Origin of the sequence: Streptomyces diastatochromogenes (genome assembly GCF_002242805.1) — a bacterium.
Classification (GTDB): Bacteria; Actinomycetota; Actinomycetes; order Streptomycetales; family Streptomycetaceae; genus Streptomyces; species Streptomyces diastatochromogenes.
In genome coordinates, this window is sequence record NZ_MCGQ01000056.1 from 1 (window position 1) to 24,285 (window position 24,285).

Consider the following 24,285-nt stretch of genomic DNA (forward strand, 5'->3'; position numbering starts at 1 on the left):
CACCACCACACCCCCCGCACCCTGGCCCGGCTCCTGCCCGCTCTCCTGATCGCCGCCGGGATCGTCTACGACCTCCTCACCCCCCGCGTCTTCACCGCCGTGCCCTTCTTCACGGCCGCCCCGCTGATCGCCGCGCCCCTGTCGTCGCTGCGCACCACGCTCCTCACCGGTCTCGCCGCGCTGGTCGCCACCGTCGCCGTACACGTCCNNCGCCCTGCTGGCCGCCGCCATCAACCGCGTCCTGCGCCTCGGCGACCGCCGGCTCGCCTCCGCCCGGGAGATCGCCGAGGCCGCCCAGCGGGCCGTCCTGCCCGAACCGGACGCCCGTATCGCCGGTTTCGACATCGCGGCCCGGTACGAGGCGGCACAGGAGGACGCCTTCATCGGCGGAGACCTGTACGCGGTGCAGGACAGCCCGCACGGCGTACGGCTGGTCGTCGGGGACGTACGCGGCAAGGGCATGGGCGCGGTCGCCGCCGTCGCCGTGGTGATCGGGGCGTTCCGGGAGGCCGCAGAGCAGGAGACCACGCTGGAGGCGGTGGCCCAGCGGCTGGAGCGGGCGCTGGCCCGCGAGCGAACCCGGCAGGACGGGATCGACGCCTTCGAGGGCTTCACCACCGCCGTCCTCGCCGAACTCCCACACGGCGGCAGCAGCGACGGCAGCGACGACGGCATCGTCCGCATCGTCAACCGCGGCCACCCGCCACCCCTGCTCCTGCACCACGACGGCACCCTGCGCACCCTGGCCGCGCCCGAGCCCGCGCTGCCGCTGGGCATGGCCGACCTGGGCCGGTGGCCCGACCGCGCGACCGAGTCCGGCTTCCCGAGCGGCGCCACCCTGCTGCTCTACACCGACGGCCTGTCCGAGGCCCGCGACGCCCACGGCCGTTTCTACGACCCCCTGCGCCGGCTCGCCGGACGCCGCTTCCCCGACCCCCGCTCCCTGCTCGGCCGCCTCGCCGCGGAGGTACGCCGGCACTCCGGGGGCGGCATGACGGACGACATGGCGCTGCTGGCCGTACGGCGCCCCTGACACCCGGACCCGCCGCACCCCGCTGTCACCCAAGGTGATCGTACGAAAGCCCTCCGCATAACATCTGAGACACCATCAAAACCGCCGAGACTCCTGAGCGCCGGTCAACTCGCCCGTTTTCCACCGGTCGTGCCCCCTACGTCCACCCCGAAAGCCGTTAACGATCAAGTGGAACGGCTTGGAATCTGACGTCCGGGTCTATTAACGTTCGATAACGCAGCGCGGTCGTCCCAGCCGTCACAAGAGGCGGCTCCGTGCGCACGCGCCGAATCCCGCAAGGGAACCGGGGAACCACCACCTTGGGGTGAATCACGCGGATGCCGCCGTGGAAGCACGGCAGGTATACGCGCGTAGGAGACCTTCCTGCTCCGAACCCGTCAGCTAACCCGGTAGGCGGAGGAAGGAAAGGAGTGCGCCTTCGTGGCGTCCAACCGGCCTGCCCCAGAAGCCCCGTTCATGCCGAGTGAGACCGAGACCTTCGCTTACTTCGGCGCCCGGAACACCGACGAGGGCCCCTGGGAGGAGTGGAACCCCACCGAGGAGTCCATACAGCCGGTACGCGGTCGGCACCGCGTGGCCAAGCAGCGCGGCGGCGGACTCGCCCGCAGCTCCACGGTCCTCGGCGTCGGTGTCATCGCCGCCGTCGGCGCGGGCGGCATGGCCAGCGCCAACACCGGCAAGCCGCCGGTCTCCATCTCCATGCCCGACCTGGACTCCGTCGGCTCCCTGTTCGGCGACGACTCCTCCGCCTCCGACGCGCCCAAGGCCACCACGGCCTCGCTGAGCAACATCGGCACGACCTCCGCCGACAGCGACCAGGGCGACGCGGGCGAGGCCCTGCGCAACCGGATCATGGCCCAGGCCGAGCAACAGCAGAGCAAGGTCGACAGAAAGGCCACCGCGGCCGCCGTCGCCGCCGCCGACAAGCAGGTCGCCGACGCGGCCGCCAAGGCGGAGAAGGAAGCCGCCGCGAAGGCCGCCGACGCCAAGGCGGAGGCGGAGGCCGCCGCCAAGAAGAAGGCCGAGGCTGAGCGCCTGGCCGCCCTGGCCAAGCAGTACAAGCTGCCGGTCGTCTCGTACACGATCACCGGCACCTTCGGCCAGGCCGGCTCGATGTGGTCCTCCGGCTACCACACCGGCCTCGACTTCGCCGCGCCCACGGGCACGCTCATCAAGGCCATCCACGGCGGCACGATCACCGAGGCGGGCTGGGCCGGCTCCTACGGCTACCGCACGATCCTCACCCTCGACGACGGCACCGAGCTGTGGTTCTGCCACCAGTCCTCGATCAGCGTCTCCGTCGGCCAGAAGGTCGGCACCGGCGACGTCATCGGCCGCGTCGGCGCCACCGGCAACGTCACCGGCCCGCACCTCCACCTGGAGGTGCACCCGGGCGGCCAGGCCACCGGCATCGACCCGATGACGTGGCTGCGCGGCAAGGGCCTCAACCCCTGACAGATCCTCCCCTGACAGGTCTTTCTCCTGACGGGGCCTGCTGTGCGGGAACTTGGCACCGGCGGACGGAATGCGATCATCCGCCGCCGGTGTTGACGTAGAGCATGACTTCTTTGCGCAAACTCGGCTCCTCCGACCTCGAGGTCTTCCCGCTCGCCCTCGGCGGCAACGTCTTCGGCTGGACCGCCGACGAGGCGACCTCCTTCGCCGTCCTCGACGCCTACACGGCCGCCGGCGGCAACTTCGTCGACACCGCCGACGCCTACTCGGCGTGGATCGAGGGCAACAAGGGCGGGGAGTCCGAGACGATCATCGGCAAGTGGGTCAAGGCCCGCGGCAACCGCTCCGACGTCGTCATCGCGACCAAGGTCAGCCAGCACCCCGAGTACCAGGGCCTGAGCGCGGCCAACATCAAGGCGGCCGCCGACGCCTCCCTGCGCCGCCTGGACACCGACTACATCGACCTCTACTACACCCACTTCGACAAGCCCGAGGTGCCGGTCGAGGAGATCATCGGCGCGCTCGACGAACTGGTGAAGGCGGGCAAGGTCCGGCACATCGCCGCCTCGAACATCTCGGCGGAGCGCCTCCAGGCCTCCCTGGACTTCTCCGACCGCGAGGGCCTGGCCCGCTACGTCGCCCTCCAGCCCCACTACAACCTGGTCTCCCGCGACACCTACGAGGGCCCGCTGCAGGACCTCGCCGCCCGTGCGGGCCTCGCGGCGGTCCCGTACTTCGCCCTCGCCTCCGGCTTCCTCACCGGCAAGTACCGCCCCGGTACGACGGTCGAGAGCGCGCGGGCCCAGGGCGCCGCCAAGCACCTCGAGACCGAGCGCGGCCAGCAGGTCCTCACGGCCCTGGACGAGATCGCCACTGCCCACGAGGCCCCCGTCCCCACGGTCGCCCTCGCCTGGCTGGCCGCCCAGCCGACGGTGACGGCCCCCATCGCGTCGGCCCGGACGGTGGACCAGCTTCCGGCGCTGCTGGGGGTGGCGGAGCTGCGGCTGACGGACGGGGAACTGAAGCAGCTGACGGAAGCATCCGCCTGACCCTTCTCTCCGCCGCAACGCTGCTCAGCCACGACGGCGCACTCCGGCGGTGCCGAACTCTCCGCGACCGGCGCGGCTACGACCGATACGGGTTGTAGGCAGGGTGGGGCGCCGCCGGATAGCCGTACCAGTAAGGCGCCGGCGCCCCGTACAACGGCCGAGCCGGCGCAGCCACCCGCGCCGCATACTCCAGCGCAGGCCGGGCGACGTCCCTCCGTTGCCACAACTGGGCCAGCAACTCCCGCTCCCGTACGACGAAGTCGGCTCCGGCCCGCCCGCGCCGCCCCCGGTGCCGCAGGAACGCCAGAGAGGTGGCGTACGCCTCGTACTGCGCCACGGCCCGAGCCGCGGGACGCCCCCCGAGGTACCGGCGGGCGTGGTTCCGGGCCGTCCGCCGCGCCCGCATCGACCCGAGCACGAACGGCTCGGCCGGCCCCAGCCACCCAGCGTGGACATACGCCGGCAGCTCCTCCCGCACGGTCCGCAGCTCCCGCTGCCGCGTCCAGATCGCGAGCCACGTCAGCAGCCCGAAGGCGGGCACCATGAAGGCGCCGTAGACGGCGAAGAACCCGAACTCGCCGAAGGTCGAGGAGCCGTTCCAGAAGGCGTGCATGCTCATCGCGAGCAGCAGTCCGCCGAGCGGAAGAAGTACGCGCCGGGTGTGCTGCCGTTCCGTGGAGAGCGCGGCGAAGCCGAAGCCGATGCCGGTGAGCACGGTGAACAGGGGATGCGCGAACGGGGACATCACGATGCGCACGAAGAAGGTGGCGGCGGTGACGGAGGCGATGCCGCGGTCGCCGGTGAGCTGGTCGGTCCCGAAGGCCGTGCCCAGGTAGAGGATGTTCTCGGTGAACGCGAACCCGGTGGCGGTGACCCCGGCTATCACGACCCCGTCGACGATCCCGGTGAAGTCCCGTCTGCGGAAGAGGAAGACCAGCAGCACGGCCGCGGCCTTGGCGGACTCCTCCACGATGGGCGCGATCACGGTCGCGCCGAGGGTGTCGGCACTGGCCGGGTCGGCGGTCGAGGTGGCGATCCACTTGGTGGCGAAACTGTTGGCGACGATGGCGATCAGCGCCGCCGCGCAGGCGCCCCAGGCGAACGCGAAGACCAGATTCCGCCAGGGGCCCGGTTCGACCCGGTCCAGCCAGCGGAAGGCGGCTATGAGCCAGGGCACGGGCAGGACGGCGAGCCCCAGCCCGACCAGGAAGCCCTCCGTGCCGGTCTGCCGGCGCACCAGAGCGAGGATGACCAGCCCGGACAGCGCCAGCAGCGTGATCAGCGCCCCGTAGCGCACCCACCGGCGCTGCCACCAGTGCGGATGCGCTCCGCTCCGCGACACGGGGTCGGGGCCGGGGGAGTAGGTCGGGTACGGAGGACTGATGGCCACGGCATCGACCCTAACGAGGACAGGACGAAGGGGCTGCTACTGCTGCTGATGCGGTACGCGACGAAACAGCAGATCGTTCACCACATGTCCCTTGTCCAGTCCCTGCCCCTCGAAACGGGTCAGCGGCCGGAACTCGGGACGTGGCGCGAAACCGCCGTCGGCCTGGGTGTTCTCGAAGTCCGGATGCGCGGCGAGCACCTCGAGCATCTGCTCGGCGTACGGCTCCCAGTCGGTCGCGCAGTGCACGATCGCCCCCGGCTTCAGCCGGGTCGCGGCCAGCGCCAGGAACTCGGGCTGGATCAGCCGCCGCTTGTGGTGCCGCTTCTTGGGCCAGGGGTCCGGGAAGTAGACCCGCAGCCCGTCGAGCGAGTCGGGCCGGAGCATCTCCCGGAGCAGGATGATCGCGTCGCCGTTGGCGACCCGGACGTTGGACAGTCCGTTCTGCTCGGCGAGATTGAGCAGATTCCCCTGCCCCGGAGTGTGCACGTCCACGGCCAGGATGTTGGTGTCAGGATCTCCCGCGGCCATCTGCGCGGTGGCCTCGCCCATCCCGAACCCGATCTCCAGCACGACAGGCTTGTCGTTCCCGAACAGCTCGCCGAGATCGATGACCTGCCGCCCGTCGATGTCCAGCCCCCACTGGGGCCACAGCCGCTGCAGCGCATCCGCCTGCCCGGCCGTCACCCGGCTCCGACGCGGCTGAAAACTCCGGATCCGCCGCTCGAAGTGCGACCCGGCGGGATCAGCCTTGGGCCCATCCGGAAACCGCGGCTCCCCCTTGGCCCGACTGTGCCGAACGGACACACCGGGAACATGCGAGGACACCGGCTCGGGAACACCGGACCGGGAGGCTTCGGGGGCATTAAGGGAGTCAGACACAGTGCCTCGATTTTACGGCCCCTCTTCGCCGCGCCGAGCCGAGGCGGCACGGCACCTTCTCGACCCACCGAGTCGGGCGGGCGGGTGGGCAAACGGGGGTCCAGGGGGCGGAGCCCCCTGGGACGGCACTACAGCGCCCCGAGCATCTCCAACGCCCGACGCCCCACCTCCCGGCCGATCGGCAGCGAAGCGGTAGCCGCCGGAGACGGGGCATTGAGCACATGCACAGCCCGAGCCCCCTCACGAATCAGGAAGTCGTCCACCAGCGTCCCGTCCCGCAACACCGCCTGCGCCCGCACCCCGGCAGGGGCCCGCACCAGATCCCCCTCCTCCGCCACGGGCAGCAATCTCCGCACCGCCTCCAGAAACGCCCCCTTGGACACCGACCGCCGCAGCTCCCCCGCCCCGTACCGCCAGTGCCGCCGGGCGATCACCCAGGACCCCGGCCACGCCACCGTCCCGGCCAGCTCCCGGGGTCGTACGACCCCCCACCCGTACCCCTCCCGGGCCAGCGCCGGCACCGCATTGGGCCCGATGTGCACGCCCCCGTCGATCCCGCGGGTCAGATGCACGCCGAGGAACGGAAACGCCGGGTCCGGCACCGGATACACCAGCCCCCGCACCAGCTCGGGCCGCGCCAGCTCGTAGTACTCCCCCCGGAACGGCACGATCCGTACCCCGGGCTCGTCCCCGGTCAGCCGCGCCACCTCGTCGCAGTACAGCCCGGCGCAGTTCACCAGCACCCGCCCGCGTACGACGTCCCCGGCCGCGGTGAGCACGGCCACACCCCGCTCCGGCCGTCGGTCCACCCGTACGACCCGGGCCCCGTACCGGATCTCCGCCCCCGAGGCCCGCGCCAGCTGCCGGGCGACGCCCACGAAGTCGCACACCCCGGTCGTACCGACGTGGATGGCCGCGAGCCCCCGCACCTCCGGTTCGTACTCGCCGATCTGCGCGGGGCCCAGCTCGCGCACCGGGATCCCGTTCTCCCGCCCGCGCTGGACGAGCGAGTGCAGCCGCGGCAGCTCCTCGCGCTCGGTGGCGACGATCAGCTTGCCGGTGACGGCGTGCGCGATGCCGTACTCGGCGCAGAACTTCACCATCTCGGCCGCGCCCCGCACCGCGTACCGCGCCTTCAGCGAGCCCGGCCGGTAGTAGATCCCGCTGTGGATGACCCCGCTGTTGCGTCCCGTCTGGTGCCGGGCAGGCCCCGGCTCCTTCTCCAGCACGGTCACCCGTGTCCCCGGCGCGGCCCGCGTGATCGCATACGCCGTGGACAGCCCGACGATCCCGCCCCCGACCACCAGCACGTCACAGTCGTACGCACCGTCCCGCACCATGCACCACCTCCCACCTCGATAGTGCACTGCGCCACTGACAGCGCCTTCAAACGCGGGCGGGTGTTCCGTGCGTTTACGCCGAAGCCGTCACGTCGGAGCCATCACGCCGGCGCCATCAACAACGGCCGAGCCCGCTCCCGCAGCTCCACCACCCGCGGCTCATCACCGTACGGCTCCAGCCGGTGCAGAAGATCCTTCACATACTCCGTGGTCCGAGCAGAGGAGATCCGCCCGGCCACCTCCACGGCCCGCACCCCCTGCTCGCACGCCGCGTCCAGATTCCCCGACTCCAGTTCGGCGACGGCGGAAACGACGAGCCGCAGCCCGTGCGACCGCACAAACTCCTCCGTCGGCTTGGAGAGGGCCTGCTCGGTGAACCTCCGCACCTGCCGAGGCGCCTTCAGATCCCGGTAGCACTCCGCAGCATCAGCGGCAAAACGGTCGTATCCATAGAAACCAAGCCAAGAAGGATCGTTGTCACCCTCCCGTGACCGCTCAAGCCACCCCTCGGCGGCCTTCAGCGCAGTGCCGGCGGCCTGCGCATCCCCCGCGCGCGCGTGCGACCGCGCCTCGACCAGCCGGAAGAAACTCATCGTGCGCGCGGTCGCCAGCCCCCGGTTGCGCTCCAGGGCGGCCTGCGCCAGATCGACACCCTCGTCGCCGAAGCCCCGGTACGTCGCCTGCAACGACATGGAGGCCAGCACATAGCCCCCGAGCGGGACGTCGGCCGCCGCGCGCGCGAGCCGCAGCGCCTGGATGTAGTACCGCTGCGCCGCTTCCTGCTGACCGGTGTCGAAGGCCATCCAGCCCGCGAGCCGGGTGAGTTCGGCAGTGGCCCCGAACAGGGCGCGGCCGACCTCGTCGGAGTACGAGCCGAGCAGCAGCGGCGCCGCCTCCACCCTTAAGCACTCCGGCACCATCGACGAACGCCAGTCGCCGCCTCCGTACTTGGAGTCCCAGCGCCTGGCGTCCTCCGCGGCCTCCCGCAGCTTCTGCACATCGCTGTGGCCGACTTTGATCGGTGCGCCGGAGTCCTCGGCGGAGTTCACCTCCCGCGCGACCGAGCTGTCGGCGGGGGTTATCAGCCATCGCGAGGCAGGCGTTGCGTACGCGCTCACTGCGAACGACCCGGCGAGCGACTGCCAGATGCCGCCGGAGCCGGCCCGGCGCCCGGCGAGGTCGAGCCGGTACAGCTCGGTGGCCGACTTCACCGCCTGTCCCACGTCTCTCGGGAAGGCGAGGCCGACTTCGGGTGCGGGATCCGCGTCCGCCAGGCCTATCTCGTGGAGCGGCACCGGGCGGCCGAGCTTCTGGCCGATGGCGGCCGCGATGAGGTGCGGCGCCGCTCCCTGCGGCACCATCCCCTTCGACACCCAGCGCGCCACCGAGGTCTTGTCGTAGCGAAGTGTCAACCCGCGTTGAGCGCCAAGGTCGTTGACGCGTCGCGCGAGGCCTGCGTTGCTGATTCCCGCGAGGGCGAGAACGGCGCCGAGTTTTTCGTTCGGCCCGCGTTGCTCCCTGGACATGCGCCACCCCTCGACACAGACGGCTGCCGCGCTGGCATAACCGTGCGGCATTCGTAAACCCAGCGTAGTTCGCCGCATCCCAAGCGTTAAGGGGCATTGTTCCGGATGGCGGGATTGTGGTCCGTACGGGAGTGCGGCCCTGTACGCACCGTGCACACGCTGTCGCGGCGTGCCCCCGCCCGTGTGGCCGTGCGCCCGCCCGTGCGCTCTTCTCCGGCCACCGGGGGAGCGGTTCCATGGCTCTTGCGTGGGTCGGCCCGCTGTACTGGATCCAGTGGGCTGGGGGACACCGCCACCTTCATCCCCGCGGGTGGCGGACCGGTCCGGGAGGCGATGCCCGCCTCCCGGACTGTGCGCGTTCCGGTGCCGCCGGGCGCTCCGCAGGCCTGTACGGAGCGTGCTCGATTTCGCGGGGCCGCCGTCGATTTGGCTGAAAATCGACCCAGGCCTCGACGGGCGATTCCCGCTCCCACCACGGGACTTGAGGGCGCGAAGGGCGTTTTCGGGGCGCATACCGGGGGCGCATTCGCGTCGCACCCACCTGGTGCTCCGCGGTCATCCGCCGCGCGTCGTACGGGCGTTCACCCGTCCACCCCTGGCCCGCCCGCGCCCACCCTCGCGGGTTTCCCTCGATCGAAGGCGGCGCCACCGCCCCTCCACAGCGCGTTCTTCATGGCAGCATGGGGACCCGGTTCCTGCGGTGCACATGTTGTCCACAGCCTGTGGAGGCGTCGATGCGGTGGTTGGTGGGTTGGAGCAGCACCGCCACGGGCGCCGCCGGAATCGGTTCCGCGGGCGCCACCGGATACGACGGCGAGACCCTGCACCCGGTCGGCTCCCACCTCCTGTGGGGCGACCCCGATCCCCTGTGGGCCGTCGGCGACTGGCGCCCGGACGAGGTGCGCGTGGTGAAGGCCGACGCGCAGAACCGGATCGCCGTCCTCGGCACCTGCGGCGCCACCGACGAGGAGCTGCGGCGCGGACTGTTCACCGCGCGCGGGGGCGCACTGCGCCATCTGACCACCTGGCCCGGCAGCTACACCGCCGTCGTCCAGGTGGGCCGCCGGATCACCGTCTGCGGCGATCTCGCGGGCGCCCGCCCGGTGTTCCACACCCCCTGGGCCGGCGGCACGGCCTACGCCACGGCCGCGCTGCCGCTCGCCGACCTCATCGAGGCCAACCTCGACTTCGGCCACCTGGCGGCCCTGCTCGCCGCCCCCGACGTACCGGCCGCCCTGCGCGACACCACCCCGTACGACGGCGTACGGCGCATTCCCCCAGGGCATGCGCTCGTGCTGCGCGCCGGGGCGCGAGAGATCGCCGGGTACGAGCCGGTCGCCTCCCTGGCGGTGGCCGCGCCCCCGGCCGACCCCGACCGCGCCGTGGACGCCGTACGGGACGCGCTCGTCGAGGCGGTACGCGCCCGGCTGTCGGCGCCGCGGCACGTGCCCGACCTCGACCCCGGGCCGGTGCCGGGCATGGGCCCCGCGGAGCGGCGGGCCGCGCGCGGGATGCCGGTACCGGGGATCGGCGCCGACCTGTCCGGCGGACCGGCCTCCGGCTCGCTGGCGCTGCTGGCCGCCGGACTGCCCGGCCGGCCGGGCACGCTGCTCGGCCACGGCACAGGCGCGGGCGAGCGGCTGCTCGCCGTCACCTTCAACGACCTGGCCGTCGGCGGCCGCGAAGCCGAACTGGAGCGCGCGGGAGCCCTCGCCGCCAACCCGCGCCTGCACCACGTGGTGGTGACCGGCGGCGAGGAGACCCTGCCGTACGCCGACCTCGACGGCCCCCTCACCGACGAGCCGGGCCCCTCCCTGGTCACGGCCGCCCGCCACCGCGCGCGGCTCGCCGCGGGCAGCGCCGACCACTTCACCGGCCACGGCGCCCGCCAGGTCCTGGACGCCCACCCCGCCCGCCTCGCGGACCTCCTCATGGACCGCAAACGGCGCCACCTGGTGCGGCCGGTCGCGGCGCTCGCCCGGGCCGACGGCTCGGTGATGGTCCCCGCGCGCGTGTACGGCGCGGCCCGGCGGCTGGCGCGCACCCCGTACCGGGCGGGCCTGGAGCTGCTCGCCGAGCGGCTGATCCGGCGCCGCTTCGACGAGCCCGGTGGTGCGGTCGGCGCGTCCCTCGCCGCGCTGACCTGGGGGAGACCGGGGCCGGCGGCGCGCTGGCTGACCGGGGAGGCACTGGCTGAAGTATCGGTTCTGCTCCAGGCCGAGGCGGAGCGCTCCTCAGGGGGCTCCGCCTCGCGCCCCGGCGAGTTCCGCGCGCGTGCGGTGCTGGCCCGCCACGCGGCCGACCTGCGCGTCCTGGAGCAGGCCGCCGAGATCCGCTCCCAGCGCCTGCACGCGCCCTTCCTCGACAACCAGGTCGTCCGCGCCTGCCGCGCCCTCCCCGAGGCCCTGCGCGTCCAGCCCGGAGCCCGCTCCGCCGTCCTGCGCACGGTCCTGGAGGGCGCCGGCGTCACCAACCTCCCGCCCGGCTGGGGCACCCCTTCCCACGGCTCCTCCGCGGCGGCCGCGCGCGCGGGCCTGCGCGTGGCGGCGGACCCCCTGATGGACCTTTTCTCCACCCCCCTCCTCGCCGATGCCGGCCTGGTGGAGGCCAGAGTGGTCCGCAAGGCCCTGCGCGCGGCGGCATCCGGCGAACCCCTCCCCCTGGACGGCCTCGCCGACCTGATCTCCCTCGAACTCTGGCTCCGCCGCCTCCTCTCCCGCCGAGGCACCTGCTGGACAGGCACCCCGGCCCGAGCCCGCGCGGTCCCCTCCGGCATCACCCCAAGAAGAAGCGCCTTGGCCTCAGGAGCGTGAGCCTGCGGCCGCTCTGCCGTGGCTGCGGCCCGTATGCCGGGTGCGGGCAGGTGGGGGCTGATCGCGCAGTTCCCCGCGCCCCTGGGGAGTTGCAGCCCCGTCGGCTGCATGGGCGCCGCAGTCCTACGCAGTCGCAGCCGATCGACCGCGGTCTGACATGCCGCCGTAGCTGCGGGCAGTCGTGCCGCTGGGGCGGCACGGGTGGGCGCAGCGGCACCCCGCCGGCGCGGGCGAGCGAAACCCGCCCCTGGCCCACCGCAGCTCCGGGTACCGATCCAGCGCCGGTACCGGACCTGCGCCCAGCCGACCCGCACCCCAAACCCCCGCCACCGAAACACCGTGGCCCAACCCCACACCCCCCGCGACAATGACCCGGTGCGGTACAGAATCCTGGGCGTCACCCAGGCGGAGGACGACCAGGGAACCGGCAGAGCGGTCGGCGGCCCCCGCCTGCGCGCGCTGCTCACCGCACTGGCGCTCCGCCCCGGGAGGGTCACCGCCCCCCAGACCCTGATCGCGGAGGTCTGGGCGGACGACCCGCCCGAGGACGCCCCGGCCGCCCTCCAGGCCCTGGTGGGCCGCCTCCGCAGGGCCCTCGGCAAGGACACCGTGACCCTGGAACCCGGCGGCTACCGCCTCGCCGCCACCGAGGACGACGTGGACCTCTTCGTCTTCGAGTCCCTGGTGCGCACGGCCACGGCGGCTCTGGACCGCGACGACGCCCGCACCGCGTCCCACGCCCTGGACGAGGCACTCGCCCTGTGGCACGGCCCCGCCCTCGCCGACCTCCCCGACCGCACCGCCGCCGCCCGCCCGGACGCGCTCCGCCTGGAGGCGCTCCGGGCCCGCGCCGAGGCCCGCCTGCGCCTGGGCCACGCCCAGGACGTCGTACCGGATCTGACGGAACTGACCACCGCCCACCCGTACGACGAACCCCTGCACGCCCTCCTCATCCGCGCCCTGCGCGACACCGGCCGCCCCGCCGACGCCCTCGCCGCCTACGAGTCCGCCCGCCGCACCCTCGCCGACACCTTCGGCACCGACCCCGGCCCGGAACTCAAGGCCCTGCACGCGTCGTTGCTGAAGCAGGAACCGCCCGCACCCGCCCCGGCCCCCACCCGCCCCCCGGAGCGGACGGGCAACCTCCGCCCCCGCCTGACGTCCTTCGTCGGCCGGGAACCAGAACTTGAGGCCATTCGTTCCGACTTGTACAGGGCCCGCCTGGTCACCCTCACCGGACCGGGCGGCTCGGGAAAGACCCGCCTCGCCGAGGAGGCCGCCGCAGGGCTGCCCCAGGCATGGCTGGTCGAGCTGGCCCCGCTCGACCGACCGGAGGCGGTGCCCGGCGCGGTGGTCAGCGCCCTCGGTCTGCGCGAGACCGTGCTCCTGGCCAACGACCTGGCGACCCCGCAGGCCGACCCCACGGCCCTGCTGATCGAGTACTGCGCCCCGCGCAGCCAACTCTTGATCCTTGACAACTGCGAACACGTCATCGGCGCGGCCGCCGCCCTCGCCGAGACCCTCCTCACCCACTGCCCCGGGCTCACGGTCCTCGCCACCAGCCGTGAACCCCTGGGCGTCCCCGGTGAGTCGGTGCGCCCGGTCGAACCCCTCGTCCCCGAGCAGGCGCACCGCCTCTTCGCGGAGCGCGCGCAGGCGGTCCGTCCCGACGCCGACGCGGTGCTCCGCGACACCGAGGCCGTCGCGGAGATCTGCCGCCGCCTGGACGGGCTGCCGCTCGCCATCGAGCTGGCCGCCGCCCGGCTCAGGCTGCTCACCCCGCGGCAGATCGCCGACCGGCTGGACGACCGCTTCCGCCTGCTCACCTCCGGAAGCCGCACGGTCCTGCCCCGCCAGCAGACCCTGCGCGCGGTGGTCGACTGGTCCTGGGACCTGCTCGACGAGCGGGAGCGGACGATGCTGCGCGAGGTGTCGGTGTTCGCCGGCGGCTGGGACCTCACGGCGGCCGAGGCGGTGTGCACCGGCCCGGCGGCGGAGCTGATCGGCGCCCTCGTGGACAAGTCCCTCGTCGTGGCCGCCCCGGACGGTTCCGACTCCTTCGGCGGCATGCGGTACCGGATGCTGGAGACCATCCACGAGTACGCCACCGAGCGCACCGCCGAGTTCCCCGAGCTGCGCGTGGCGGCCGAACGGCGGCACCGCGCGTGGGTGCGCGCACTGGTCGAACAGGCCGAGCCCCAGCTGCGCTCGGCGGCCCAACTGCCCTGGATCGGCCGCCTGGAGGGCGAACTCGACAACATCCGCGCGGCCCTGGACCGCACGCTGCGCGCCGGGGACGAGGCGGAGGCCGGCGCGATCGTCCTGGCGATCGGCTGGTTCTGGTGGCTGCGCAACTACCGCCAGGAAGCAGTGGAGTGGGTACGGCAGGTGCTGCGCCTGGGCGTCGCCCGCGACGCCCTGCCCGAGGGCGCGGCACAGGCCGCTCTCACCACGCTGACGGAATCGGCCGACCCGGTCGGCGCCTTCCTCGCCGCACCCGACGGCGAGGCGGGCCACCCGCTGCGCGAGCTGCGCATGGACCTGCGGATGCTCGACCTGTTCCTGACCTCCGAGACGAGCACGGCGAACCTCACGGCCGACGAGCGGGCCCCGCAGTACATCGCGCGAGTACGGGCCGGCTTCGAGCACGGCGGCCCGCAGGCCGCCCGCCTGCCCGGCATCGTCTGGCCGCTGACCGCCTACTACCTGGGCGGCCCGGTCGACCTGGAACCCGACATGGCCGCAGCGGTCGCCAACTGCCGCAGACACGGCGGGGACTGGGAGATCGGCGTCTCCCTGATGTACCGCACCCACATGGTCGTCGACTCGCCGGGCAACCTGCGCGGCGTGGACGAGGACCTGGCGGAGCTGCGGGCCCTCAGCCGCCGCGCGGGGGACCGCTGGATGCGGGCACAGGTGTGCAGCGCGGCCGGTGAGGCGGCCATGGCCCGCGGCAGGTTCGAGGAGGCCCGCGGCGAGTACGAGGAGGCGCTGCGGCTCGCCTACGAGGTGGGCGCCTACGCCGAGTCGCCGTTCCTCATGGCGCGGCTCGCCGATATCGCCTACCGCTCCGGGGACCGCGCGGGCGCCCTCGCGGCCCTGGACGAGGCAGGCACGGCCGCCGACCGGTACGGGGTGGCGGAGTCAAGGGCGTTCGTCCTGATGATGCGGGCCCACATCGCCGTGAGCGACGGCGACCTGGCCCGCGCGCGGGAGCTGTACGAGGCGACCTGCACGGCCGCGGCGGGCGGCACCCCACCACCGCAGTTCACGGCCGCCCTGTGCATGGTCGAGGCCCTGCTCACGGCCGGCGAGTCCGGTCCCCGGCCGGCTCTGCCGATCGTGGCCGAGGCACTGCGGGAGGCGGTGGAGCGGCGCTGCGCCGAGTCGGTCACGGCGGGGCTGGTGGACATCGGCGCCGACCTGCTGGCCAGGCTCGGAGACCTGGCGGGCGCGGTCCGGCTGTTCGCGGCCGCCGAGCACTGGCGCGCAGGCCACCCGCGCCCCGAGCCGGAGCGCACCCGGGCCGAGCGGATCGACACCGAGGCCCGAGCTGAGCTGCCTGCGGACCGCTACGCGGCCGAGCGAGCCCGGGGCGCGTCCTTCACCCCGGAGGACGTCCTACGGGAACTGGAGGCGCCGGCGATCACCCGGGCCGGTGGTCCCCGCTAGCGGCAGGTGAACCGGGACTCGGCCCAGTCCGCCAGCGCGCCCCGGTCGAAGACGTTGCTGTGCGGTTCCACGACGAGCCGTACGGTCCCGCGTCCGGTCAGATCGACATGGACGGGCACGGCCGCGTCCCAGCCCTTGACCATCCCGGACTGCCACAGCCGGACCCCGTCGGCGTAGACGGAGAAGGAGACCTTGCCGAGGCCGAGAGTCAGGTCGTCCACACCGGCCAGGGCGTCGTAGGAGGTGCACTGGCGGTTGAGGTCGATGGTGACGGAGGACTGGCCGTGCACGGTGACACCGCGCGCGTACTGCTTGCCGGCGATCGACATCCCGTACCGCTGCCACACCCAGCTGCTCTCGCGCAGCCGCATCTCCGGCCGGGTGCCGTCGCCGTTGACGTCGTACCGCAGATCGCTCCACTCGTAGACGACGGGAGCCGGTGGCGGCGTGGGGGTGGGTGTGGGCGTCGGGGTCGGCTCGGGTCTCGGCGTCGGCGTCGGGGTGGGTGTGGGGGCCGGCTTCGGGGTGGCAGTGGGCGTCGGCTTCAGGGAGGGAGTCGGCGTCGGCGTGGGGTGCGGCTCGGGGGCCAGCGCCACCGGCACCGGCGCGGGCTTCTTCTTGCCGGGCGTGGGTGTGGGTGTGGGCGTCGGCGGCTGCGGCTGCTGGACGGCCGGAGGGGACGCCGCCGGCTTGGCCACTTCCTTGGCCGGATGGCTGTCGTTGACCAGCGCCAGTACCACCACGGTCGTGGCCACGGCGACCACACCGGCCGCGATCCCGGCCTTCAACGGCGCCCCGAGCCCTTCCGAGGCCGCCGCACCACCACCCGCACTCGCGCCCGCACCACCGGAGGACCCGCCTGCGGTGGCCGCGGCACCTGCCGCACCCACCCCGGCGCCACCGGCGATGATCCCGAGCGCCTTCGCATACCCGGCGGCCCCGAACCAGCCGACGACCGCGACCGGCACCACCGCGGGGATCCCGCTCGCGACTTCCTCGATCTGCGCGGCCGCCAGCCGGCACCGGGCGCACTCGTCCAGGTGCTTGCGCAGACCCCGTTCGGCGCGGATGCGCAACTTGCGGCGGGCGTAGGTGCCGAGCTGGTCGGCGTAGCGGGCGCACTCCTCGTCGCCGGCGAGCGAGGCGCTGACGTGAGCCTGCAGATAGGCCTGCTTCAGCCCCTCGCGGGCACGGCTCGCCAGCACCCGGGTGCCGTTGGCGTCCAGCCCGAACAGGACGGCCACCTGGCTCGGCGACTCGTCCTCCACCTCGGTGTGCCACAGCACGGCCTGCCAGCGCTCGGGCAGCGAGCGGAAGGCCTGCATCGCCATGGACTGCTCGGCCTCGTGCATGGCCCGCACATCGGCGCCCAGGTCCAGAGTGTCACCGGCCGACACCTCGGACCCCGGGGAGGCCTGCTGCGCGAACACGGCGAAGTCGTCCACGAGCTGCTCGCGCCGCGTGGACTTGCCCCAGTGCGCGGCAACGCGCCGCACGGAGGTCAGCAGATAGGCCCGTACGGCGTGCTCGGGCCCGGACCCGCCGCGCACCGCCTGCAGCATGCGGGCGAAGACCTCGGCGGTGAGGTCGTCCGCGGTGTGCCCGTCCCGGCAACAGGTACGGGCATACCGGCGCACCGCATCCGCGTGCCGCCGGTACAGCTCCTCGTAAGCGGAGTCGTCCCCCGCCCGCATCCGCTCGATCAACTCACCGTCGGCGGACGGCATTTCCCGGGGCGGAGGCAGCGCACTGCCACCACGCTGAGCGGGCACGCTCTCATCCCTGGGCACCCTGGCCGCAGCCGCTCCGCCCCGCCCGCCCTGACTCGGCACCTGCGGCGAGGTCAGCCCTCCGGTCTCGGAGCCACCGTCACCGCGTGACTCGTCCCACCCGTCAACGCCCATCGCGCAAAGCCCCCGACACCGGCCCAGCCCAACCCGTCACGGCTCAGGGTCCCACATTGTCTTTCGTTCAAGCACAGCCCGTACGCACCATCCACTCATCCGAGCGCACTTGTCACCACGAGCAACCGAACAAGCCCGGCAAGCACCGAAGTCCCGCCGCATGACGGTCAGCCCCACACTCCACCACTCGCCGACGGCGAATCGGCCCCACCGGGGCCACTCGTACCCGCCCGCGCTAGCCGCACGGCGCCTGGCCGGATGGCAGCCGATTCACGCTCCCGCAGCCGCCGGCGGCGAATCGGCCCCACAAGGGCCACCCGCACCTGCCCGCGCTAGCCGCACGGCACCTGCCGGATGGCGGCCGATTCACGCTCCCGCAGTCGCCGACGGCGAATCCGCCCCACAGGGGCCACCCGCACCCGACCGCGCCAGTCGCACGGGTGGTGCGGGTGGGAACACAATCCGTCGAAGGCGAAGCCGAGGAGACCGACGAGCCCGCGAACCCCCTACGCCGGCCGAGACCGAAGCCCCTCCAGCAGAATGTCCAGCAGCCGAGCCGAAGCCGCAGCCTGCTGCGCCGCATCCGGCAACGACGGCGCCGCCGTAGCGATCACCAGCAGCACATCCGCCACGGACACATCCGCCCGCAGCTCACCCGCCGCCCGGGCACGGTCCACCAACTGCCCCACCACCTCGAGCAGCGCACCGGCCCCACCGTCGTCCGAGCCCGACTCCGACACCAGCCGCAGCTCACCCGCACCCGGCTGAGACCGCTGCTGAGGCACCCGAGCCTCCTCGGCAGAACCGCTGGACTCCTCGTCCGCGACCCCCACCCGCAGCACCTGCGGCGGCAGCAACCGCCCCGCCCCCGACGCCACAGACGTCCGCAGGAAGCGGGACAGCGCCGACCACGGCTCGTCCTCCTGCCCGAGCGCGGCCCGCGCCTGCTCGGTCAGCCGCGCGGTCTCCTCCTCGGCTATCCGCCGGACCAGTACGTCCTTGCTCGGGAAGCGCCGGTACACCGTGCCGACACCGACCCGAGCCCGCCGCGCCACGTCCTCCATCGGCGCGCCGTACCCCAGCTCGCCGAACACCTCACGCGCCGCACGCAGCACGTGCTCCAGATTGCGCTGTGCGTCCACCCGCAGCGGCGTCGTACGCGCCCCGTCGGCGCGCCCGCTGCCCGCCGCCGCGCTCACCGCCGGCCCGCCCGATGCGAGGGCGGCTGCCGATGACCAATGAGTGTCCTGAACATGCATGTGTTTCCCCCGGTTAATGACGTCTCCCCCCGGAGACTCTCCCCGCCACTGAATACCGGAGTGCGCGGAACTGGCATCGGTCCCGAGCGGATCCGCCCGTCGCGGACCCGTTCGACCACATTCCCTACACCCCGTCGACACACGAACATAGTTGAGTGAGGGTCAATTCAGAAGGGGCAGGTTCCGCACAGAGCGCCCCCCGATCGGAGTACGGGTCATTTATGTCCCGATTCCACGCCTTCGCCCCCTCCCTCCCGCCCCTGCTGACCTGCCCGCTTTCGCCCGGTCCCGACGGCGCACCCGCCCCCGCGCACACCCGCTCGCCGGTCACACAAATTGCCGGGGCTGTGGACAAACAACAGCGCCGGGTGCGTCATGGGATGGTGAAGGAACGTGCGCGCATTCTGGTTGTCGGCGGCGGCTACGTCGGGATGTACACGGCCCTGCGTCTGCAGCGGAGGTTGAAGCAGGAGCTGAGGCGGGGCGAGGTCGACATCACTGTCGTCACCCCCGACCCCTACATGACGTACCAGCCGTTCCTCCCCGAAGCGGCCGCAGGTTCGATCTCCCCTCGTCATGTCGTCGTACCGCTGCGCCGCGTCCTGCACCAGTGCCACGTCGTCGTCGGCGAGGTCACCTCCATCGACCACGCGGTGCGCACCGCCGCCGTCACCACGCTCGCCACCACCGAGGAGGGCAAGGCCGCCGAATTCCTCGGCTACGACGAACTCGTCCTCGCCCCCGGCGCGATCTCCCGGACGCTGCCCATCCCCGGCCTCGCCGAGTACGGCATCGGCTTCAAGACCGTCGAAGAGGCGATCGGCCTGCGCAACCACGTCATCGAACAGATGGACATCGCCTCCTCCACCCGCGACCCCGCGATCCGCGACGCCGCCCTCACCTTCGTCTTCGTCGGCGGCGGCTACGCAGGAGTCGAGGCACTCGGCGAACTCGAGGACATGGCCCGCTACACCGCGCGCTACTACCACAACGTCCGCCCGGAAGACATGAAGTGGATCCTCGTGGAGGCCTCCGACCGCATCCTCCCCGAGGTCGGCGAGGAGATGGGCCGCTACACCGTCACCCAGCTGCGCCGCCGCAACATCCAGGTCCTGCTCGACACCCGCCTGGACTCCTGCGCCGACCGCGTCGCCGTCCTCAGCGACGGCCAGCGCTTCCCGACCCGTACGGTCGTGTGGACCGCCGGCGTCAAACCGCACCCGCTGCTCGCCGCCACCGACCTGCCCCTCAACGGGCGCGGCCGCCTCAAGTGCACCGCCGAACTCACCGTCGACGGCGCCCCGCACGCCTGGGCCGCCGGTGACGCCGCGGCCGTCCCCGACGTCACCGCCGCCGAACCCGGCACCGACACCGCCCCCAACGCCCAGCACGCGCTCCGCCAGGCCAGGGTCCTCGGCGACAACATCGTCCACGCGCTGCGCGGCGAACCCCTGGAGACGTACGCGCACAAGTACGTCGGCTCCGTCGCCTCCCTGGGCCTGCACAAGGGCGTCGCCCAGGTCTACGGGCGCAAGCTGAAGGGCTACCCTGCCTGGTTCATGCACCGCGTGTACCACCTCAGCAGGGTGCCCACCTTCAACCGAAAGGCCCGTGTGCTGGCGGAATGGACCCTGGCCGGGCTCTTCAAACGGGAGATCGTCTCGCTCGGTTCGCTCGAACATCCCCGAGCGGAGTTCGAACTCGCGGCCGGTGGAAAGCCTCCTCACAGCCCCTCGGACAACCCGAAGGGGTCGTCCTGACCGGACCCAGGAACTACCCGGCCCGCCCCGGCGTCTGACGGATAACGCCGCGGACGGCCACCTGCCAGACTGCCCCACGTCCTCGGACGGGCACCTGCCCGCCCTCAGCACCCACGAGGCTTTCCCCACTGTGAACTTCACGCGCTGGAGCGCCCGGCTCCCCGGAACGCAGCGCCGCGCCGCAGCGCGGACCGAGACCGCGGTCTCCCCGGACCGGCGGGGGGATGGCTCCGTGCCCGCGGCCCGCGCCGAACAACAACCGGCCGACGGGGCACCGTCCGTACCCGCCGTCGACGAACTGCCCACGCGCGACGTCCTCGACCGCGTCCCGGCCCTCGTCGCCCTGGTCCACGGCCCCGACCACCGCATCGCCTACGTCAACGACGCCTACACGGCGGCCTTCGGCGTACGCCCCCCGGGCGCACCGGCCCGCGAGGCGCTCCCGGAACTCGCCGAACTGGGCCTCCTGCCCCTCCTCGACCAGGTGCTGCGCAGCGGCAAGCCCCGCACCCTGAAGTCCCGCAAGGCCGTCGACGGCCGCTCCTACACCTTCACCTGCACGCCGGTGGCCGAGGACGGCGGCGACGGCTCGGACGGCGCGGTTCTCGTCTTCGCCACCGACGTCACCGACCACGCCGAGGCCGCCGAACGCCTTCGCGCCAGCGAGCGCCGCCAGCGCGAGACGGCGGTGACGTTGCAGCGCTCCCTCCTGCCCCAGGAGCTGGAGCAGCCGGACGACCTGCGCATCGCCGCCACCTACCAGCCCGGCGGCACGGAGGCCGCGGTCGGCGGCGACTGGTACGACGTGATCACCCTCGGCGGCGGCCGCACCGCGCTCGTGATCGGCGACGTCATGGGCCGAGGCGTCCGCGCCGCCGCCGTCATGGGCCAGCTCCGCACCGCGGTCCGCGCCTACGCCCGCCTCGACCTCCCCCCGCACGAGGTCCTGCAACTCCTCGACGGCCTCGCCACCGAGATCGACGCCAACCAGATCGCCACCTGCGTGTACGCCGTCCACGACCCGAACGAGGGCCGCCTGGTGTACGCCTCCGCCGGCCATCTGCCCATCCTGGTCCGCGACGAGAACGGCACGGTCGTGCGCGCCGACGAACCCACCGGCCCGCCGCTCGGCACCGGCGGCTGGATGCACGCCTCGGGTTCGATCGCGCTGAGCCCCGGCTCCACGGCGGTCCTCTACACGGACGGCCTGGTCGAACGCCGTAACGAGGACCTGGACGAGGGAATCGCCGCTCTCGAACGCGCCCTCTCCGGCGCGACCGGCACCCCCCAGGTCGTCTGCGACCGCCTGGTCCGCTCGGCCGGCGTCACTGCCGACCACGACGACGACGTCGCCGTCCTGGTCCTCCAGCACCCCGCTCGTACGGGCCCTGAGGGCGACCTCTTCCGCAACGCGGCCCTGGAACTCCTCGGCGGCGTGGAAGCGGCCCCTCGCGCCCGCGCGTTCGCCTCCGGCGTCCTGACGAGCTGGCGTTTCCCGGCCGACCTGCACGATCTGGGCGTCCTGGCCACGAGCGAGCTGGTCGCCAACTCCCTCCAGCACGGCACCCCACCCATGCGACTCCGGCTCCGTCGCACCGACCGCCGCCTGATCATCGAGGTGACGGACGGCGACGACCACCTGCCCCGCCGCCGCCGAGCCGAGCCCGGCGACGAGTCGGGCAGGGGCATCGCCATCGTGGCGACCATCGCGTCGAACTGGGGGTCGCGGAGAACCCCGGGCGGGGGCAAGGCAGTGTGGTGCGAGTTCCTACTGCCGAGGAGCTAGGCGCCGTAGGGCTGCGGCCCGTCTTTCGGGTGCGGGCGAGTGGGGGCTGAGCGCGCAGTTCCCCGCGCCCCTAGGGGGTTGCAGCCCCGCCAGCGCGGGCGAGCGCACCCACCCCCGGCCCGCGCCAACGCCGGGTGCCTTATGCCTCCGCGGCAACCGGCTCCGCAGGGGCCCCACCCCGGGCCACCACACGGCTCCTCGCGGCAGCCCACGGCTGATCCTGGGCGACAGTCAGCCGCCTCCCCAGCCGCAGCGCCAGCACCGTGATCCCCAGCGAGAACAGCAGGAAGGTCACGACGTACGGGGCATGCAGCGAGGCCCCGAGAGGCCCGCCCACCGCCGGCCCAACAGCCAACGCAAGCTGCTTGACCAGCGCAAAAGCAGAGTTGTACTGCCCAGCCATCCCCTCCGGCGCCAGATCGGCCACCAGCGGAGCAACCGTCGGGGACAACATCGCCTCACCCAGCCCGAACAGCGCGTACGTCGACACGAACGCAGCGGTCGCCATCTCCTGGCTGCCGTGCCCAAGCCCCGCGTACCCCGCCGTAAGCCAGGCCACGGCCCAGATGAGCCCCACACCGGCGATCACCCGAGACCGCCGACGCCGCTCCACGAACTTCAGCACGGCGAACTGCGCGACAACGATCATCATCGTGTTCGCAGCCAGCGCCGTACCGAGCGCGGAGGTGGATATCCCCGCGGCCTCCACGCCGTACGCGCTCAGCCCCGACTCGAACTGCCCGTAGCAGGCGAAGAACAGCACGAAGCCCAGCACACACAGCTGCACCATCGCCCGGTTACCGAGCAGCTGCTTCCAGCCGCCCTTCGCCGAAGCGGCGGGCGCGTCGGCGATCCGCGGCGAGTGCGGCAGCCGCACCGTCGCCATCACCGCGACCAGCACCAGGAACATCGCCGCCTCGATCGCGAACAGCAGCGTGAAGGACGAGACCCGCGTGGTGTCGACGAGGTGACCGCCGATGAGTCCACCGACGCCGAGCCCCAGGTTCTGCAGGAAGAACTGCATCGCGAACGCCCTCGACCGGGTCTCCGCGGTCGAGCAGTCCACGATCATCGTCGCCAGCGCGGGCTGCATCACGGCCTGCCCCGCCCCGAGCGCCGCGGCGGACAGCAGTACGGCACCCGCGCTCCCGGCGAGTCCGAGGCTCAGCGCGCCCAGCGCGGCGGTGACCAGGGCGGCGAGCAGGACCGGCAGCGGGCCGCGCCGCACGATCGCCCGACCGGCGAACGGCAGCACGATCAGCGCGGCAACGGCGAAGACGGCGAGCACGAGTCCCGCCGTCATGGCTCCCAGACCCCGCACCTGCGCCACATAGACGTACAGGTAGGGGACCGTGAAGCCGAGCCCGAATGCGCTGAGTGCGTTGCCCACGTGGATCCGGCGCATCGCTGCGCCCATCGCCCTGGTCACGTTCACCTCTCTCACTAGTTAGGAGTGAAGACTTCAAAGCTAAAGTTCGAAGCTAAAGAGTACACATCGAAGGACTTCAAGGCAAAGTGGCTCCGTGCGATACTGCGGCCATGTCCGAGACCCCCGGCGTCACGGAGCCGACGCTCGAAGAACAGATCGCCGCCTACCAGCGCGAGTTCCTGGACCTCGATCCCCAGGTCGAGAAGATCGTGTCGGCACTGTCCCGGCTGAACCGCCGTATGAACGTCGCCTACGGCCGCCAGACCGCCGCCCTCGGCATCGGCAACGCCGACTGGGAGGTCCTCAAGGCGCTGGTCCTCTCCGGCGTCCCGTACCGCATGGGCCCCAGCGACCTCGCCAAGCGACTCGGCCTCACCCCGGCCGCCATGACCCACCGGATCGACCGCATGGTCACCGAGGGGCTGGTCACCCGGGAGCGCGACGAGTCCAACCGCGTCCGGGTGATCGTCGAGCTGACCCCCGAGGGCCGGGAGAAGTGGCTGGAGGCGATGCGTCTCGCGAGCGTCTTCGAGGAGGACCTGCTCCAGGACCTCACTCCAGCGGAACGCGCGGTGCTCGGCGAGGTCCTGACCAGGCTGCTCCGCCGGGTGGAACACGCCCAGCCGGACGCCGGCGGCCGCCTCAGCGACCTGGACTGAGGCACCGATAAAAGATCTTGACAGGGATGGTTGACACACCCCTGGGCGATCCGTAAAGTTCTCCGGGTTGCCGCAGAGCCGTAACGGTTCTTCGACAGCACCTCCGCCGCTTCGAGCGGCACCTCACTCCACCAGCACGATCTCCCGATGGGATTGATTTCGGCGTGCCCGAATTCAATTCGAATAGGGACTCGGCGGCCCGATTGGGAATCGCCGGGCGGATCCGCTAAGGTTTGAGACGTCGGAACGGCCCAACAGCCGCGAAGACAAGCCCCGCTGACTGGGGGTCAGACGCCGAAAGGATCTGATAGAGTCGGAACCGCCGGAAAGG

Annotated in this window: 14 protein-coding genes, 2 pseudogenes and 1 riboswitch; of the genes and pseudogenes, 9 read left to right on the top strand and 7 right to left on the bottom strand. The window is 72.6% G+C overall.

Annotated elements, in window-relative coordinates; all coding sequences use genetic code 11:
• Positions 1-21: 21 nt before the first annotated feature.
• The 4 genes and pseudogenes from BEK98_RS50465 to BEK98_RS43325 form a co-directional block, all read left to right on the top strand.
• A pseudogene (locus BEK98_RS50465) lies at positions 22-208 on the top strand (hypothetical protein); the annotation flags it as partial.
• Between the two features lie 2 nt (positions 209-210).
• Positions 211-1,033: pseudogene (locus BEK98_RS43315) on the top strand (PP2C family protein-serine/threonine phosphatase); the annotation flags it as partial.
• A 253-nt stretch (positions 1,034-1,286) separates the two neighbouring features.
• A riboswitch (cyclic di-AMP (ydaO/yuaA leader) is annotated at positions 1,287-1,444 on the top strand.
• Between the two features lie 9 nt (positions 1,445-1,453).
• On the top strand, positions 1,454-2,488 hold the full coding sequence (locus BEK98_RS43320) for a M23 family metallopeptidase (RefSeq protein WP_094222332.1): 1,035 nt from the start codon (positions 1,454-1,456) through the stop codon (positions 2,486-2,488).
• Between the two features lie 104 nt (positions 2,489-2,592).
• On the top strand, positions 2,593-3,537 hold the full coding sequence (locus BEK98_RS43325) for an aldo/keto reductase (protein WP_094222333.1): 945 nt from the start codon (positions 2,593-2,595) through the stop codon (positions 3,535-3,537).
• Between the two features lie 76 nt (positions 3,538-3,613).
• Here the strand turns inward: BEK98_RS43325 and BEK98_RS43330 are convergent, their stop codons facing one another.
• From BEK98_RS43330 to BEK98_RS43345, 4 genes are all read right to left on the bottom strand, one after another.
• Positions 3,614-4,927 carry a PrsW family intramembrane metalloprotease gene (locus BEK98_RS43330; RefSeq protein WP_094222334.1) on the bottom strand — a complete coding sequence of 438 codons (1,314 nt, stop codon included), beginning with the start codon at positions 4,925-4,927 and terminating at the stop codon, positions 3,614-3,616.
• A gap of 36 nt (positions 4,928-4,963) precedes the next feature.
• Positions 4,964-5,806, bottom strand: coding sequence for a tRNA (guanosine(46)-N7)-methyltransferase TrmB (trmB, locus tag BEK98_RS43335; protein WP_094222335.1), 843 nt, complete (start codon positions 5,804-5,806; stop codon positions 4,964-4,966).
• Between the two features lie 128 nt (positions 5,807-5,934).
• Positions 5,935-7,146, bottom strand: coding sequence for an L-2-hydroxyglutarate oxidase (gene lhgO, locus BEK98_RS43340; protein ID WP_094222336.1), 1,212 nt, complete (start codon positions 7,144-7,146; stop codon positions 5,935-5,937).
• Between the two features lie 101 nt (positions 7,147-7,247).
• Positions 7,248-8,672: an NsdA family TPR-like regulatory protein gene (locus tag BEK98_RS43345; protein WP_094222337.1), complete on the bottom strand. Its 1,425-nt coding sequence runs from the start codon at positions 8,670-8,672 to the stop codon at positions 7,248-7,250.
• Positions 8,673-9,406: 734 nt separating this feature from the next.
• On the opposite strand from BEK98_RS43345, the gene BEK98_RS43350 reads away from it, so the two are divergent.
• Together BEK98_RS43350 and BEK98_RS43360 are read left to right on the top strand one after the other, a co-directional pair.
• A complete protein-coding gene (locus BEK98_RS43350) occupies positions 9,407-11,485 on the top strand; it encodes an asparagine synthase-related protein (protein WP_094222338.1) in 2,079 nt (692 codons plus the stop codon).
• 375 nt (positions 11,486-11,860) lie between these two features.
• A complete protein-coding gene (locus tag BEK98_RS43360) occupies positions 11,861-15,157 on the top strand; it encodes an AfsR/SARP family transcriptional regulator (RefSeq protein WP_094222339.1) in 3,297 nt (1,098 codons plus the stop codon).
• Here the strand turns inward: BEK98_RS43360 and BEK98_RS43365 are convergent.
• Together BEK98_RS43365 and BEK98_RS43370 are read right to left on the bottom strand one after the other, a co-directional pair.
• Positions 15,154-17,061: a sigma-70 family RNA polymerase sigma factor gene (locus tag BEK98_RS43365; RefSeq protein WP_094222340.1), complete on the bottom strand. Its 1,908-nt coding sequence runs from the start codon at positions 17,059-17,061 to the stop codon at positions 15,154-15,156. The genes BEK98_RS43360 and BEK98_RS43365 overlap by 4 nt on opposite strands.
• A gap of 506 nt (positions 17,062-17,567) precedes the next feature.
• Positions 17,568-18,320, bottom strand: a complete 753-nt coding sequence (locus BEK98_RS43370) for a TetR/AcrR family transcriptional regulator (RefSeq protein ID WP_094222341.1) — start codon at positions 18,318-18,320, stop codon at positions 17,568-17,570.
• A gap of 380 nt (positions 18,321-18,700) precedes the next feature.
• Here BEK98_RS43370 and BEK98_RS43375 point away from each other — a divergent pair, with 380 nt between their 5' ends.
• Both BEK98_RS43375 and BEK98_RS43380 read left to right on the top strand, forming a co-directional pair.
• A complete protein-coding gene (locus BEK98_RS43375; RefSeq protein ID WP_094222342.1) occupies positions 18,701-20,080 on the top strand; it encodes an NAD(P)/FAD-dependent oxidoreductase in 1,380 nt (459 codons plus the stop codon).
• A 130-nt stretch (positions 20,081-20,210) separates the two neighbouring features.
• A complete protein-coding gene (locus BEK98_RS43380; RefSeq protein WP_094222343.1) occupies positions 20,211-21,866 on the top strand; it encodes an ATP-binding SpoIIE family protein phosphatase in 1,656 nt (551 codons plus the stop codon).
• A 139-nt stretch (positions 21,867-22,005) separates the two neighbouring features.
• Here the strand turns inward: BEK98_RS43380 and BEK98_RS43385 are convergent, their stop codons facing one another.
• On the bottom strand, positions 22,006-23,295 hold the full coding sequence (locus BEK98_RS43385) for an MFS transporter (RefSeq protein WP_244202230.1): 1,290 nt from the start codon (positions 23,293-23,295) through the stop codon (positions 22,006-22,008).
• 110 nt (positions 23,296-23,405) lie between these two features.
• Between BEK98_RS43385 and BEK98_RS43390 the strand changes: the two genes are divergently transcribed.
• Positions 23,406-23,954, top strand: a complete 549-nt coding sequence (locus tag BEK98_RS43390; protein WP_094222345.1) for a MarR family winged helix-turn-helix transcriptional regulator — start codon at positions 23,406-23,408, stop codon at positions 23,952-23,954.
• The last annotated feature ends 331 nt before the right edge of the window (positions 23,955-24,285 follow it).